Here is a 15,002-nt window from a genome sequence, read left to right on the forward strand (position 1 = left end):
CAAAAAAAGGTATTTACATATTTATAAATAGGTGTTAATCTATTTATCAGGAAGCGATATCATTTCTTATAAAACTTAGGGGTTATTACTAATAGAAGGGATGGAGTAATGTTGAAAGATAAACTAATAGAGTTTGGACAAAGACTTGGAAAAGCTATTTTATTACCTGTTGCAATTCTACCTGTTGCAGGATTATTGCTAGGTATTTCTGCAGCTTTATCCGGAGAAGCAGTTATAGAAAGTTACCCATTTTTGGATAACACTATTTTACAAGCAATTTTGAGCTTAATGAATGCTGCTGGTTCTGGTGTATTTGATGCCTTACCATTAATTTTTGCAATTGGGATTGCAGTTGGTTTAGCTAGAAGGGAAAAAGGTTCTGCTGGATTGGCCAGTGTTGTTGGTTATTTTGTACTCATTATTACGATTAATTCCCTCCTTGATATTACTGGTCAACTTGCATCAGGAGATATGGATCCACGTTTAGTTGGACAAGGTACACAATTTGGTATTATGACATTACAAATGGGAGTGTTCGGTGGTATTTTGGCAGGTATTATCACAGGATTAGTCCATAACCGTTTTTATAATATAAAATTACCAGAATTTCTTGCCTTTTTTGGTGGGTCACGCTTTGTTCCAATTGTTAATACCTTTGTATTCTTAATTGTTGGTTCGATTATGTTTATCGTATGGCCATTCATTGGAAACGCTATAGCTAGTTTTGGAGAATTTGCGACTGGTTTAGGAACATTAGGAGCATTCTTATATGGGCTCTTGTTAAGAACACTATATCTTTTTGGTTTACACCATGTGTTCTATCTACCATTTTGGACAACTGCTGCTGGCGGAACAATGGAAGTTGGTGGTCAAGTATATGAAGGATTTCAAACCATCTTCTTGGCACAGTTATCTGATCCAAACACGACACAGTTCTTTAGTAATTTAGCTTTATTTAATAGTGGTCGTTATTTGCACATGATGTTCGGAATGATCGGGATTGTTTTGGCTATGTATAAAGCGATTCCAGCAGGGCCAAAAAGAAAGGCAACATCTGGATTTTTAATATCTGTTGGATTGACAGCATTTATTACAGGGGTTACAGAACCAATTTCTTTTGCCTTACTTTTCGCATCACCATTATTATTTGTTGCTGAAGCAATCTTATTTGCTTGTAGTTTTGTCGTAGCTAGCTTGTTTAATATTACGATTGGCTCAACCTTTTCAGCAGGTCTAGTGGAATTTCTATTATTTGGTGTATTCCAAGGAAATGATAAGACAAATTATTTATGGGCAATCGTATTAGCTATTCCAATCATATTTGTCTACTACTTTGTCTTTAAAACATTAATTGTAAAGCTAAACGCTAAAACGCCTGGTAGAGACGATGAAGAAATTACTGAAGAAGAGAAAAGTGCAAATAGTTCTTATGAAGGTGGACAAGCGCAACATATTATTGAGGGATTAGGCGGTTTCGACAATATTACTGATATCGATAATTGTGCAACACGCTTAAGAGTATCTGTAAAAAAACCTGATCAAATTAATGCCAGTGTGTTAAAACAAACTGGTGCAATGAATACTGTTGTTCGAGGTAAAGCGATACAAGTTATTTATGGACCAAAAGTTAATACGATTCGGGGAGAGATAGACGAATTTATTGATGAGAAAAATATCGAGCATTTAAAGCAAAAATAGTACACCGGAAGGCAGACATCATACTTCAATTATTTGCAACTAGAGGAAAGTTCTACTAAACTTCTCTCTCCTTCCTTGAAATATACGATAAGGAGTGTACAAACATGAAAAAAAATATTATTTATATACACACACATGACAGTGGAAAAATTCTGAGTCCTTATGGTTATAATGTACCGACTCCTGCCTTAGCAGACTTTACAAAAGATGCCACTATCTTTCGTGAGGCATATTGTGTTGGTCCAACCTGTTCTCCTAGTAGAGCAGGTCTATTAACCGGTATGTATCCGCATAGTAACGGCATGTATGGTCTGTCGCAACGTGGTTTTAAGCTTCATGACTATAATCAACATCTTGTTCATTTCCTGAACCAACATGACTACAATACAGTACTTTGTGGTATCCAGCATGAGGCCGGTAGTTATATCGATCATGAGCAAGGGGCGAAAACAATTGGTTACCAGCAAGATATTAGTACAGATAACGCAGGTCTATCTGAACCTGAACTAGCGGAATGGGATTATAAAAATGCTTGGAAGGTGAAGGAATGGCTAGAATCCTATCGCGATGATAAACCATTCTTCTTATCCTATGGTTTATTTTCTACCCATCGAAAGTTTCCGGAAAAAAGTCATGATAATAAGGAGGAAATTGATCCTAAATATGTGATGCCACCATCACCTTTAGCAGACGATCAGCCAATTCGCGAAGATTATGCGGGCTATTTAAGATCAGCAACATGGATGGATGAATCTTTTAAAGTAGTGATTAATGCCATTAAGGATGCAGGTTTTTATGATAATTCAATCATTATCTTTACAACAGATCATGGGATTGCTTTTCCATTTAATAAGTGCAATTTGTTTGATTCTGGTATTGGTGTATCGTTAATTATGCGTGTAGCTGGAAGTAAAATGAATGGCGAAGAGGTAAATGATTTAGTGTCGCAGGTAGATATTTTTCCGACGTTGTGTGACTTGTTAGATCTGGAAAAACCGGATTACCTACAAGGTGAATCATTCGCAAAACTCTTTGAAGAAGAAGCGTTTCGTGGAAGAGAAGCAGTCTTTTCAGAAATAAATTATCATACGGCTTACGAGCCAGCTCGAAGTGTTAGAACGGATCGTTATAAGTATATCAAATATTACGATACCTCTTATTTAAAGATCAACCGAACAAATATTGATAATTCTATAAGTAAAGCTTATTATCAGGAAAATGGTTTAGAGAAAATAGGGAAACCGGAAGAGGCGCTTTATGATCTGTTGTTTGATCCGGGCGAAAAGAACAATGTTATCAATGATCCTGCATATCAAGGAATTGCGGATGAATTACGAGAAAAACTTGCCAGCCATCAGAAAGAAACGAATGATCCTATCTTAGAGGGACATTTTCGGGTGCAAGAAGGCTGGAAAATTAATAAAAAAGAAAATTATAATCCAAGTTCAAAAAATCCAGATGATTTTCTGAAAATAGGGGAGTAATCGAATGTTTAAAAGTTTATTTAAGAAATCAACTTTTGTTAGTCCTGTTACAGGAACAATAAAAAATATTAAGGACGTTGCAGATGAATCCTTTGCTCAAAAAATGCTCGGCGACGGATTTGCCATTACACCAGAGAGCAATCAGATTAAGTCTCCTATCAATGGCGAGATTGCCTTTGTGTTTGATACAAAGCACGCTATTGGTTTAAAGTCATCTGATGGCTTAGAAATATTGATCCATGTAGGTGTAGATACTGTTAATTTAAAAGGTGAAGGGTTTAGCTCTCATGTTAAAAACAATCAAAAAATTAAGCAAGGAGATTTATTATTAACGGTAGATTTTGATAAAATTCAGTCAAAAGTCCCATCGATCGATGTAATAGTTGTATTTAGTAATGGGGAAACATGCACTGTGCATAAACCCGGTCAACCAGTAACTGAACTGGAAAAAGATATAATAACGGTAAAATAGGGAGATATAATTACTATATCTCCCTATTTTTGTTAATAATGGATTCTTCTAAGAGTTTTATTAACTAGTCTGGTCTGATGTTTCAGCTATTTCTTCATCAAGAGCGGAGCCTAAAAAATGTATTCGTTCGGTTTATTAGTTATAAAGTTTTTCTGAAGAGCATCCTAAAGTTCTCTAGCTTTCCTAATTGAAGATAATAACTTTGTAGCACTTTAGATTTGAAAAAATCAATATTTAAAGCTTCCAGTCGACCATAACGGAAATATCTATTTTAATTAAAATCTATCATAAGAATTTATCAACTTTTATCCGTTATGGGTAAAAGTGTGTTATAATCAAAATGGATAAAAGTTATTAGTGTTTTTATAGGGGGACTTTAATTGAAAAACAATTGGAAGTATCTATTACAAATTTTCCTTTCCTTTTTAAAGATAGGTCCAGTAACATTTGGTGGGGGATATGCGATGATTCCAATGATTGAAAGGGAAGTAGTAGAAAAAAGAAAATGGGTTAAGACTAAAGATGTATCCGAGATATTTGCGATTGCCGAATCTGTACCAGGAGCAATTGCTATTAATTCAGCTACGTTTATTGGATATCGCTTAGCGGGAGTAAGAGGTGCTGTTGTTGCAATGGCAGGTGTTCTTTTGCCTACATTTCTTATTGTAGTTGGACTGAGTATTTTATTTCTTTTTATTAAAGATAATCCTTACGTAGAATCTGCATTTGTCGGAATTCGAGCAGCGATTGTCGCTTTAATTGCATTTGCAGCTTACAAAATTGGTTTGACGGCTATCTATGACAAAACAACGCTTGTTATAACGATACTTACTGCAGCGATACTATACTTTTTTCACCTTCATCCCGTCATCATAATAGTAGGTGGAATAGGTTTAGGAATTATTGTCGTAAAGGTCAAAAACTTATTGGGTTATGCAACTAGACTAGAAAGAGAAGAGAGGTAGGGGGGATCTGACTGTGGAACTTTTGAGCTTATTTTGGACCTTTTTAATGATTGGCTTTGTATCCTTTGGCGGAGGATATGCGATGATTCCGGTGATTGAAAGGGAAGTGTCACAACATGGATGGATGACAACACAAGAATTCACTGATGTTATTGCAGTTGCAGGAATGTCACCTGGCCCTATTGCGACAAACAGTGCTATTTTCGTTGGTTATCAAACAGCAGGATTTTCTGGTGCAGTTGCTTCTGCATTAGGGATGGTTATTCCGTCACTTTTGATAATTTTAGTTATTGCTACATTCTTTTTTAAATTTAACGAATTGAGATTAGTCAAAGCAGCCTTCTATGGGTTGCGGCCAATTATTACTGGTTTGATTATTTATGCAGCTTTAAACTTTGCGATTTCAAATAATGTGATAGGGGAAGTTTCTTTTCAAACTATTAGTTTATTGATCATATTTGGTTTATCATTTTTTGCTTTAATGAAATTACGAATGCATCCGTTATATGTAATAGCTTTAGCAGGCCTATTTGGGGTCGTGTTATACTGATAGTGTTTATATGGAAAGGGAGGACTAGTGATGGACAACAAGAAACCAAGCTGTTGCCAAGTAAGCAGGGCAGACTTTATGTCATTTAATAAAGAGGAGAATGAACAAACCATCCAAGAAAATAGTGCCAGTAAAGATGACATGGTGTTATTAGAAGGTGGCGAGTATCTAATGGGGACAGATGATGCCGAAGGTTTTAAAACAGATGGAGAAGGACCTGTCCAAAAAGTAAAGGTAGATCCGTTCTATATCGATATACATACGGTAACAAATCAGCAATTTAAAGAATTTGTGGAGGATACAGGATATAAAACAGAAGCAGAGCAGTATGGCTGGTCATTTGTCTTTTATCAATTTGTCCCAGAAGATTTCCCGGGAAAACTTCAGCAAGTACCACAAACACCGTGGTGGTTTGCAACAGAACAATCGTATTGGTATCAACCGGAAGGAATAGGCTCAACTATTGAAGATCGTATGGATCATCCTGTTATACATGTTTCATGGAACGATGCAGTAGCCTATTGTAAGTGGGCAGGGAAAAGACTACCAACAGAAAAAGAATGGGAATATGCTGCAAGGGGTGGCTTGGAGCAAAAGAAATTTCCTTGGGGCGATGAATTGACACCGAATGGTGAACATTACTGTAATATTTGGCAAGGAGAATTCCCTCGACACAATACAAAAGAGGACGGTTATGTAGGAACAGCACCAGCTAAATCGTTCCCTACAAATGGATACGGTCTTTATAATGTATCAGGAAATGTATGGGAATGGTGTGCTGATACTTTTGATATAAATCGTAATGGAAAAATTGACCAAGAGAAAGTCAATGGCAATATCTCGAAAGTTATGCGCGGTGGTTCTTATCTATGCCATAGATCTTATTGTAATCGATACCGGGTAGCAGCTAGAAGTTCCAATACAGTGGATAGTTCTTCAGGGAATATTGGTTTTCGGTGTGTGAAGGACTTGTAAGATGCAATCTTTGATTACATAAAGGGGAATTAAAAAGATAATTTAAGCTTGTTGTCTGAAGAGGATTATTAAAGAAGGTAATAAATATGCCTTTGCAGTTGGCTTAAGCTGGAATGGAACCATCATGATCACAGAACCAACGGTCGAAGAAATATTAAAATGGGAAAATGAAAGTAATAAATATTGAATGAACGCTGAAGAAGTTTATATTTGTGGTATATATTGTACAAATAAAATCAAATTTACTACAACCATTGAATAATGAACCGCTGTATGTAACTGCGAAAATAACTTTTTTTGATGAAAATAAGGGTTTGGTGAAAAGTTAGAGGTATATTCATTTATTCTATTACCTGCATTATCAAGAAGAAAAATCGGGATATTATGGTAATCAAATATTAATTTAGTAATATATTTTAATTCTGTATTGCCAAGACGAATGAGTTATGTATGTTTGTAATAAAAAATCCAAAAAATGCTGTAAGTCACTTTTAGACAGACTGGACTTTTCATAGGAAATAAATACAAGTATACTAAAGAGTACATGATGCATGGAAAAAGGGAGAGAAAAACGTGTTAAAGTACTTTTTAAAACAAACATCTTCCAAATATAATGGGATGAAACAAATCTATCAATATATTCATACTAACGGTCCCGTTACCAAAGCTACATTGGTGGAACAAACGCAAATGAAGCAAACTACTGTTACTCGACATTTAGAGAATTTATTGGCAGAAAGGTTCATTCAAATTAGTCAGTATGAAGAATCCTCAGGAGGCAGACCACCAGCCTTATTTGAGATAGAGCCAAATGCAGGGTATATCATTGGTGTGGACTTGTCACGGATTGAATCCACTATTTCTTTAGTCAATATGTCATTCGAAATAGTGGATAGTTTTACATTTGCTATGACAGAGAAGCATACACCTTCTTACACAATTCAACTTATAAAAGAAAGAATAGAACATTTTTTAGAAAAACATCATATTTCTCGTGATCTTCTTCTTGGTATAGGCATAGGCACGGTAGGTCCATTAGACAGAGAGAATGGTGTCATTCTCGAACCGGAGGCTTTTATTGCAAGTGGATGGAAAAATATTTCTATTTTAGATGAGTTGAAAAGTTTACAAGTGGAAAAGGTATTATTAGAGAATGGCGCGAATGTTGCAACGTTGCATACATATAGTAAGGGTTTAACAGCAGATCCAACCATTTTATATTGTATAAGTGGTCGTGGCTTGCGTTGCGGGGTTTTAACGGAGGGGCATATATTAAAGAATAAAACAGGAGATGCAAGTTCCTTTGGAGAAATGATCATGGATATCAAGGAACGAAGATCACTTGCATCTTTCATTTCTTATGATTATTTATTACATGAAGTAAACGAACGGTATTTACGTGAAAGGTCAAGACCATTTTCTGTTAAAGAAAATGAAAACAACCAGAAGGAGTTAATGGATCTGTTTAAGAATGCTCTAAGTGCAGAGGATCCCATTGTTCAACAAGTAGTACTTGAATCGGCAGTTACTTATGGAATCGGAATCGCGAATATGGTGAATGTGTTACACCCTGATCAAGTGATTTTAAGTAGTGAATTAATGGAAACATATCCACCTTATTTTAATAAAATTGTAGATACAGCTAAACAGTATATTTATAGAATGGAACTTGAACCTGTACAATTTAAAATGGAAAAAGAAAAGAAAGTTACAATCTCAACAGGGGCTGCCATTTTAGTATTTCAGTCTTACTTTTCTTAAAACAAAACATTGATAATTTCACACTTATTTATTTTTGAAGTTAAGTCTTAATTGTGCAATAGCCATACTTTATAAGAAGATAAGAACATTAACGTAAAGAGTTATGGTTGTTACAATCAATGTTTTACAGTCTGAACTTCAGTTGGAGATGTCTGATTAGATAGGAGAATTTTTCTGTGCAAAACAGTTGAGAACAAGAAGTTACAGACCATTCCTCGTGAATTCTTTTTTAGGGGAAATTGTAGAAAAAGCAGCTGAGAAAGCTGCTTTAAGTTTATCTATCTTTTAATTTGGAATTTTCCTTTTTAGCTTCATTTACTTTAGGCTTTCGATATCCACCAGCAATATCCGCGCGTTTAAATTCCTTTGCATAATTAACTTCCTGAGCGTTCATTCCCATTTCATCCTATAGGTTGATACTGTGTTTTTTTAGACATAGTGCCCATCCTTTCTATTGGAATTGGGTTATATTTATTTATTTCCCTTTATAGTAAATTGCTAAACACAGGATTTTCGGAAGTTTCGAGGAGGAGAAATCAATGGAGTATCATATAAATCGCTAAGATGAACCATCATTATTCATCCTGTATGCGGAAATCTAGCAGGCATAAAAAGATGTAACCAATAACAAGATAAAACCTAGCCATAGAGCAGGGTGTTTTGGGTTGGTCCAGCAGAAGTAGCCATTGGAACAGTCTACCAGTAGGATGAAGGTATTTTAAGCATTTCCAAAAAGTACGTGAATGGTCGTGAATAAGATTAATAAGTGTAATCACCTATATAAAAGGATTGATCCCGCAAATAGGCAGCTCTTTTGTGAGCTGTCTATTTCTTATAAAGAGTAGCCCGACTAACTCCCTTTGCTTCCACCTGTTTATAGGAATGATCCTTCAACAATCCAAAGCATTATCTATAAATGATTCATGGTCCGCTTATCAATCTTAATCACACGATTAGACTGTCCATGTTGAGTAGAGGAGCTTTTTTAGCAATCGAGAAGAAATCCTCGGCAGTTATATGTGATAGACTTATAAAAAGATAAGTGAGATTGTGTGAAAAAACCTCTATTTATAGAGACGAGTAACAAAGCAAATAGATTTTAATGGTTGTGTAGAAATAGATTTGTGAAGGGAGCCTTGACCAAATGAAGGATATTTTTAATCAATTGCACGCAGAGGAAACGTTAAACCGTATTGACAAATTAAGCGCAAATTCAAAACCGCAATGGGGTGAAATGGATGTTGCCCAAATGCTAGCACATTGCTCTTCCTTTCAAGACATTGCAATGGGAAATGCTTTTCCCGAGAGAGGTTGGTTAGGGATATTAATAGGGAAGTTTGCGAAACCAATTTTTTATAACGACAAGCCATTACCTCAAAGTATGTCCACAATCCCAACCATTTTGATTGTAGAGGAAAAAGAATTTGAAACAGAAAAGGAAAAACTTAAACAAAAAATTATAACTTTCCAAAATAATGGTCCACAGGAGTGTACAACCCACCCACATCCTTTTTTTGGTAAACTTACTCCCGATCAATGGGGGAAAGGAATTTATAAGCACCTTGACCATCATTTAAAACAGTTTGGTGTTTAGTTAATCTGAAAAGATATATGAGAAGAAAGTAATTTTGGATGTTTCACTCCTATTACTATCATATATACTTTGAAAAGTTTACTAATATTCTGTTTACCAATTAGGCAATTAAATTAACTAGTTCAAATCAAGTTAGATTGATTCACCGTTGTTTAAAAAATCATTATATTAGAAAAGATCGAGTTATTTTGCGTAAGATACAAGGTGAATGGTCAAGCACCTATTTTACTATCACTTTTTTCGGTATATTGTTTAACATTTTCTCAGACAGGTTATATTTTAAGTAAGATAAAAAAATTATTGGTAGGAGGGATTCATTATTCTATATAAAGCAAGTTCAATAGAGTCATGTAATGTAAGGGCGTCAGATGATGAATTAGGGAAAGTAAAAGACTTATATTTTGATAGTGAAAAGTGGACGGTACGTTATTTAGTTATCGATACGATGAAGTGGTTACCAGGATTAAGGGTGCTACTATCTCCCGTTTCTTTTGATACTGTGGACCTATCAAATGATCAAATTTCTGTATTGGCATCCAAGCAACAAATAAAAGATGGCCCATCAGTTGATGAACATAGACCTGTTTCAAGAAAGAAGGAAATGGACCTACATGCGTACTATGGCTGGCATCCATACTGGATTGGAAATGGATTATGGGGTACCGCAGATATGCCAATTGCCTATCAACCAAATGAGGTAACAAGAGAGGTAATGGAGAAAAATGAATCCATTGATGACGGTGATCCTTATTTAAGAAGTGTAAATGAGCTTAAAGGACATGTTACTGGTTATACAGTCAAAGCCATCGATGAAGATGTTGGTAATGTTATTGATTTCGTGATAGATGATCAGTCATGGGCAATTCATTATTTAATTATCGATACCGGTGATTGGTTACCAGGAAAAAAGATAGCCTTATTACCGGAACTAATTGATTCCATCGATTGGAACAAGAAGGAGTTAACTATTAACCTCAAGTCCGACGAAGTAGAGAAAGAATCGATTGAAGATGAGTCTATTTTAAATTTAGATGAGGTTACAGCGGAAACACTTAGAAAGAGAAGCCTTGTAAAATAAAACCTTCATAGCTAGAATCGTCGTTGGTTGTAATATGAATGAAACCCTTCTTAATAATAGAAGGGTTTTACTTTATCCGATTATTCACATACAATTACCTGTCTCGAGAAAAGCGCTTTTTTACCCTTATTAGCAACACATCGATCGACTATCGTAAATCCAGCCAACACTATCATCTCATCCATGTCTTCGATTGTAATCATGACAACTCTATCTGCAATCCTTTTCGCATGCTTGATTATCGAGTACTGCTCTTCTGGAGTCACTTTCGAATAAAGGTTGTAAGGCATATCAATGATCGCCACATCATAATGGCCTTCTTCATCGGCAATATCTTTGACTTCCACTATTCCCACATAGTTAAAATAATTGATATTTTTCCGCGCCCCTTTTACTACTAGTGGATTGCGGTCAGAGCCGACAATCTGTATCCCCATCGAGAGTGCTTCGACAAGTACGGTACCTATTCCGCAACATGGATCAATTACACTTACACCTGATGGATCTGGAACTGCTATATTTACAATAGCCCTGGCCAAACGTGTGCTTATTGCTGTCGAGTATTCTTCAGGTTTTTTCAGATGATGAAGCCATACGGGTTCGCTTTCCTTGTAACTGCCGAAGTACCAGCGCCCTTTATACGGTACAATACCGAAAAGGATATCAGGGTTTTTCATCTTCGCCTTTCCAATGATATTCCAGCCAATCTCACTTTCAATCATTCGTTGTTCTGCGAATTCTATTTTCTGTTCAGGGAAAAGATCGTTTATTTTTAAGAAAAGCACCTTAAACGTTTGGTCTCTAAGCTCGATTTGATCAACTTTTTCAACAATTGCCTGAATAGATTTTCCAGAGAAAAGAATGGAGAGTTTCCCCTTTATAAACGGGCTCCTGCTTGGTTCGATGTTTATTGTACTTTTTACAAGGTTATCTGATTCTTCTCCGAAGAGCGCTCTTTGCTCTAATGCACAGAGAGAGCTTTCTTCGAGAGCATGTGTGTAGGTGTATAGGTATTCTGATGCTTGCAAGTTAAGTTTTGTCATGTTTTGTGTACTAGCCCTTCTTCGATTATTAACCAAATAGTATTAATCTTATTATAACTTATAAAACCCTATGATAAGAAGGAATTTCTCGGTCCTTGTATAGGAGGGTATCGTCCAAGTCCTCTATATCCCGATCAAAAGACTTTAACTCATGGGTCAGACCCTAGATATGGACAAATGTTCAGGAGGAGGGTTAGACCCATTTTTATAATTTCGATTTTATTCCATGTGAATGAATACTATTGTGGTAATTTTATATCTAATGAGTATAGTATAAGCCATAAACATTACTTGGTTTAGAGAACGTATTGAAAAGAATATGAAGTGTGTATAACGTAGAGTACGGTCCACCGGTATTAGCATTATACACAAATTAAACAAAATATTACTATCGTACAAGTATGGAATTCCTTTTGACAACCTTTAAATGGATGGAAATATATTGGTAGAAAAAAATCCTTGCCATAAGTGTCAATATGGTTGTCATTTGAATAATATTTTAAGTTGCTTTAAAACCAAACTTGGCCTATTTGAATATACATGTATGTTTTTCTTTGGTCAGGAAATAACTAAGTCTAACCAAATCTATAAAAAGGGCTGATGATATGTGGAAGCGAGGTATAATAATCGCTGAGGTTTTCTTCTTCTTCTTTAGTGGGGAGATCACAAACGCAAAAGTTGATGACCGAACAATATACTCAGTTGAAGAAAAGGAACACAATTGGCAGGTACAGGATACATATGAAGAACAGGTAGATGGAGGCACACATGAATTTACCTATTGGAAAAATTTTATGCGTTATACACGTACGTGTCAGGTTATCCATCATATCAAAGTTGTCGTCTACTATTGTGATGTTCATGATGAAACAAAAACGGAAAGCACGTTAATTAAGACAGAGCACAGTGAAAGGCATAACTAAAAATCTAAGCAAGAGAGGCAGAGGCAACTGCCTCCTTTTTGCATGTTACATAGGAAATTGGTTAAAAAAATATGTGTTCGTAAGTAAATGCGATAATCATCGTTGAAAATGAAATCATGAAAAAATTATTACTCCTATCTTAATGTGGAGTCACATCGGGGCAGATTGACGGTGATATCTAGCCAACAGCACCAACTATCTCGTCACAAGAGAGTATATCTCGCGAACAGCATCAGATATCTCGTATATAACTAATATTTTTGGGGTATTCGGATTTTCGTGTAGAAAAATCAATAGTGAATAATAGCTTTTTAGAATCATAAATCGGATTATAGTGTGGAAATCAAATAAGTGAAAACCAAGATACAGCCACCTAAGATATGCTTCCAAAGGATTCTTAAAATAGTAACGTTTTTATAAAAAATTAAACAACTGGCGGGATGTGGAACCAAACATGACATTTACTTGTTGTGCTTGGTTATCTTTTTGAAAAAATTTCTTTTCTTCTTAATATGTCTTCACTTGAAATTTGCATAAAATATTAGTGTGATTCGTATGAAAAGTATTACAAAACATACTTAGGAGGAAATAAAATGACGGCACCAAAGGGCAAATTGTGATTCCAAAAGAAGCGAGGGATGTCTTTAATATTAAACCAGGATATTAAAAATTGATTCACAAGATATTCCGACCAGATAACGCTTATATGAAATTCGATTTTCAAAATGGTCGGCCACAAAAATCTGCTATTCTTACATACCCGGAAAAGACAAAGGGGTTAATCGTTACCTTCAGGAAGCCATACACAATGGAACATAATGTACAAGAAGCAACAAAGGTCTATTCCGATGAAAGCACAGAATCTACATTGATCTATCCAACGTATGAGGATTCAAAGAAACGTTTTAAAAAAGCGCATAAAGAATTAAAAGCGATTACAGCTAATATTGAAAATATAAATGAACACACCCCAATCGAAACACGTGTTGAATTTGTAAAAGCATTTCAAGAATTAAATAATTCGTATGACGCGCTCGTAACGTATAATGAATACAACGATGACATCGAATATTCAACTACACTGAAAGATCAAGTCATGACTATAGAAGAATCTGTAGGTGTATATAACACGGTAAAAGGCTCATTAATGGATGATGAGGAATCGGCTGAACCAGAAGTTGATTTCTCTGATATTGAATTCCATGGTGAAAATGCTACTAAGATTTACGATATCGATGCAACCTATATTGATAAGTTACTCGAAACATACTCAGCTAATAATAAGAATATCCGTGATGATATTGAAAATGCACTCCAAAAACTAGAAAAGGCAGAAATCGTCAAGAATGTGTATCGCGCCATTCTAAATGCGATAGATAATAAAGAAGTAGATGAAGAAGAAGATATTTTTATCGTAAAAAGAGCATTCTTTACGGAAGAAAAAAATAATGCGATAGATGATTTTGCAGATACATGGTTTGTAGAAAAAGATGCACTGCATTTATCTGCCATTCAATATGTGATTGGAATGGATCCTATTCTAAATATTAGTGATATCCTTAACAGTAGGGATTCTGATCAGTATAAAGCTGCCAACCCTGATGCAAAAGCCTTGAAATACGGACCAGAAATGAAGCGTCAGTGGAGGATGGTATTGGATCAAGTGATTATACCATTGGATGATGAATTGAGATAACAGTGTTTATTGGTTCTCTTTAGCCTTTCGGTTCCAGTCGTTACCCGGATTTTGTCAATTTATATATCGGGTAGTAACAGGCAACATTTATAATAGGCGATACAATAAAACACTTCTCATTGATGATTTAGAAGCTTTTGGCATTTGGGAAGATGACTATGAAGCATTCTTTTATAAGCGAGCAGATACAGTTAGTGAGGAACTACAGAAAAAAGAAATGATGTGTAATTCTTGTATGATGAAAGAGATGTTTAAAATTAGTGATTATCCCTATTATAGAATGAATGTTCGTATCGGTTGTGATATCCTAAAATAGGATAACGTTCTTTTAGGGAAAGGTCGGCTAATCCCCCATATAGAAAGGGGGTGATGCCTATGAGTATGTATGAAAGTTTCATGGTACTATTTGGTTTCGGTACCTTCTTGATTGCATTACTCGCTTTGATCGTGTCACTGATCAACAGAAAATAGACCTCCCTATTTACCCTGAAACATAGTAGGTGAGGTCTATCACACTTGGTAGCCGATCCCTCTGGGGGAACCGCTTATCCATAACCCGTAGTGTCCGCTACGGGTTATATTATATTCATTTTCTTACTGTAATTATAACATAAGGATTAGAATTGTCACAATCTTCAAAGTTAATAAGTAGAAATAGGAGCATTCCTGTAATGAAGAAATTTGAGGATTGAAACAAAAAGAGCCCTCTTGGTATCATACGAGGTGTCCAAAGCTTCGAAGCAAAAATGGACCCTTAATTTAA

The 15,002-nt window shown here is 35.4% G+C and carries 13 protein-coding genes and 2 pseudogenes; 13 read left to right on the forward strand and 2 right to left on the reverse strand.

Features of this window, described 5'->3' with window-relative positions; all coding sequences use genetic code 11:
• Nucleotides 1-108 precede the first annotated feature (108 nt).
• The 7 genes from ACTNEP_RS18705 (at nucleotide 109) to ACTNEP_RS18735 (ending at nucleotide 7,905) form a co-directional block, all read left to right on the forward strand.
• On the forward strand, nucleotides 109-1,698 hold the full coding sequence (locus ACTNEP_RS18705) for a PTS transporter subunit EIIC (protein ID WP_441163481.1): 1,590 nt from the start codon (nucleotides 109-111) through the stop codon (nucleotides 1,696-1,698).
• A gap of 104 nt (nucleotides 1,699-1,802) precedes the next feature.
• Entirely contained in the window at nucleotides 1,803-3,182 is a 1,380-nt protein-coding gene (locus ACTNEP_RS18710; protein ID WP_441163482.1) for a sulfatase family protein, read from the forward strand.
• A 4-nt stretch (nucleotides 3,183-3,186) separates the two neighbouring features.
• Nucleotides 3,187-3,654, forward strand: coding sequence for a PTS sugar transporter subunit IIA (locus ACTNEP_RS18715; protein ID WP_441163483.1), 468 nt, complete (start codon nucleotides 3,187-3,189; stop codon nucleotides 3,652-3,654).
• 380 nt (nucleotides 3,655-4,034) lie between these two features.
• A complete protein-coding gene (locus tag ACTNEP_RS18720) occupies nucleotides 4,035-4,619 on the forward strand; it encodes a chromate transporter (protein WP_441163484.1) in 585 nt (194 codons plus the stop codon).
• Between the two features lie 13 nt (nucleotides 4,620-4,632).
• Nucleotides 4,633-5,169, forward strand: a complete 537-nt coding sequence (locus ACTNEP_RS18725) for a chromate transporter (protein ID WP_441163485.1) — start codon at nucleotides 4,633-4,635, stop codon at nucleotides 5,167-5,169.
• A gap of 30 nt (nucleotides 5,170-5,199) precedes the next feature.
• A complete protein-coding gene (locus ACTNEP_RS18730; protein ID WP_441163486.1) occupies nucleotides 5,200-6,144 on the forward strand; it encodes a formylglycine-generating enzyme family protein in 945 nt (314 codons plus the stop codon).
• Nucleotides 6,145-6,717: 573 nt separating this feature from the next.
• On the forward strand, nucleotides 6,718-7,905 hold the full coding sequence (locus tag ACTNEP_RS18735) for an ROK family protein (protein ID WP_441163487.1): 1,188 nt from the start codon (nucleotides 6,718-6,720) through the stop codon (nucleotides 7,903-7,905).
• A gap of 274 nt (nucleotides 7,906-8,179) precedes the next feature.
• On the opposite strand, the gene ACTNEP_RS18740 is transcribed toward ACTNEP_RS18735, so the two are convergent.
• On the reverse strand, nucleotides 8,180-8,299 hold the full coding sequence (locus ACTNEP_RS18740; protein WP_441163488.1) for a YfhE family protein: 120 nt from the start codon (nucleotides 8,297-8,299) through the stop codon (nucleotides 8,180-8,182).
• Between the two features lie 750 nt (nucleotides 8,300-9,049).
• Between ACTNEP_RS18740 and ACTNEP_RS18745 the strand changes: the two genes are divergently transcribed.
• Both ACTNEP_RS18745 and ACTNEP_RS18750 read left to right on the forward strand, forming a co-directional pair.
• Nucleotides 9,050-9,499 carry a DUF1569 domain-containing protein gene (locus tag ACTNEP_RS18745; protein WP_441163489.1) on the forward strand — a complete coding sequence of 150 codons (450 nt, stop codon included), beginning with the start codon at nucleotides 9,050-9,052 and terminating at the stop codon, nucleotides 9,497-9,499.
• Between the two features lie 319 nt (nucleotides 9,500-9,818).
• Nucleotides 9,819-10,577 (forward strand): PRC-barrel domain-containing protein, encoded by a 759-nt coding sequence (locus ACTNEP_RS18750; RefSeq protein ID WP_441163493.1) that lies wholly within the window; start codon nucleotides 9,819-9,821, stop codon nucleotides 10,575-10,577.
• An 80-nt stretch (nucleotides 10,578-10,657) separates the two neighbouring features.
• Here the strand turns inward: ACTNEP_RS18750 and ACTNEP_RS18755 are convergent, their stop codons facing one another.
• Complete coding sequence (locus tag ACTNEP_RS18755) at nucleotides 10,658-11,620, reverse strand: TRM11 family SAM-dependent methyltransferase (protein ID WP_441163490.1); 963 nt, start codon at nucleotides 11,618-11,620, stop codon at nucleotides 10,658-10,660.
• A 605-nt stretch (nucleotides 11,621-12,225) separates the two neighbouring features.
• On the opposite strand from ACTNEP_RS18755, the gene ACTNEP_RS18760 reads away from it, so the two are divergent.
• From ACTNEP_RS18760 to ACTNEP_RS18775, 4 genes and pseudogenes are all read left to right on the forward strand, one after another.
• Nucleotides 12,226-12,543, forward strand: coding sequence for a hypothetical protein (locus ACTNEP_RS18760; protein WP_441163491.1), 318 nt, complete (start codon nucleotides 12,226-12,228; stop codon nucleotides 12,541-12,543).
• Between the two features lie 604 nt (nucleotides 12,544-13,147).
• Nucleotides 13,148-13,210 (forward strand): annotated as a pseudogene (locus tag ACTNEP_RS18765) (AbrB/MazE/SpoVT family DNA-binding domain-containing protein); the annotation flags it as partial.
• 87 nt (nucleotides 13,211-13,297) lie between these two features.
• Nucleotides 13,298-14,239: pseudogene (locus tag ACTNEP_RS18770) on the forward strand (type I restriction endonuclease subunit R, EcoR124 family); the annotation flags it as partial.
• A gap of 375 nt (nucleotides 14,240-14,614) precedes the next feature.
• Complete coding sequence (locus ACTNEP_RS18775) at nucleotides 14,615-14,710, forward strand: putative holin-like toxin (RefSeq protein WP_073200242.1); 96 nt, start codon at nucleotides 14,615-14,617, stop codon at nucleotides 14,708-14,710.
• Nucleotides 14,711-15,002 lie beyond the last annotated feature (292 nt).

This window comes from Gracilibacillus sp. HCP3S3_G5_2, assembly GCF_052063305.1.
GTDB lineage: Bacteria > Bacillota > Bacilli > Bacillales > Amphibacillaceae > Gracilibacillus.

What these genes read in the sequence shown, in the direction of transcription:
- ACTNEP_RS18710 (WP_441163482.1), top strand. Translation starts at nt 1,803, where the DNA reads ATGAAAAAAAATATTATTTATATACACACACATGACAGTGGAAAAATT.
- ACTNEP_RS18760 (WP_441163491.1), top strand. Translation starts at nt 12,226, where the DNA reads ATGTGGAAGCGAGGTATAATAATCGCTGAGGTTTTCTTCTTCTTCTTT.
- ACTNEP_RS18740 (WP_441163488.1), bottom strand. Translation starts at nt 8,299, where the DNA reads ATGAACGCTCAGGAAGTTAATTATGCAAAGGAATTTAAACGCGCGGAT.
- ACTNEP_RS18730 (WP_441163486.1), top strand. Translation starts at nt 5,200, where the DNA reads ATGGACAACAAGAAACCAAGCTGTTGCCAAGTAAGCAGGGCAGACTTT.
- ACTNEP_RS18755 (WP_441163490.1), bottom strand. Translation starts at nt 11,620, where the DNA reads ATGACAAAACTTAACTTGCAAGCATCAGAATACCTATACACCTACACA.
- ACTNEP_RS18715 (WP_441163483.1), top strand. Translation starts at nt 3,187, where the DNA reads ATGTTTAAAAGTTTATTTAAGAAATCAACTTTTGTTAGTCCTGTTACA.
- ACTNEP_RS18745 (WP_441163489.1), top strand. Translation starts at nt 9,050, where the DNA reads ATGAAGGATATTTTTAATCAATTGCACGCAGAGGAAACGTTAAACCGT.
- ACTNEP_RS18705 (WP_441163481.1), top strand. Translation starts at nt 109, where the DNA reads ATGTTGAAAGATAAACTAATAGAGTTTGGACAAAGACTTGGAAAAGCT.
- ACTNEP_RS18775 (WP_073200242.1), top strand. Translation starts at nt 14,615, where the DNA reads ATGAGTATGTATGAAAGTTTCATGGTACTATTTGGTTTCGGTACCTTC.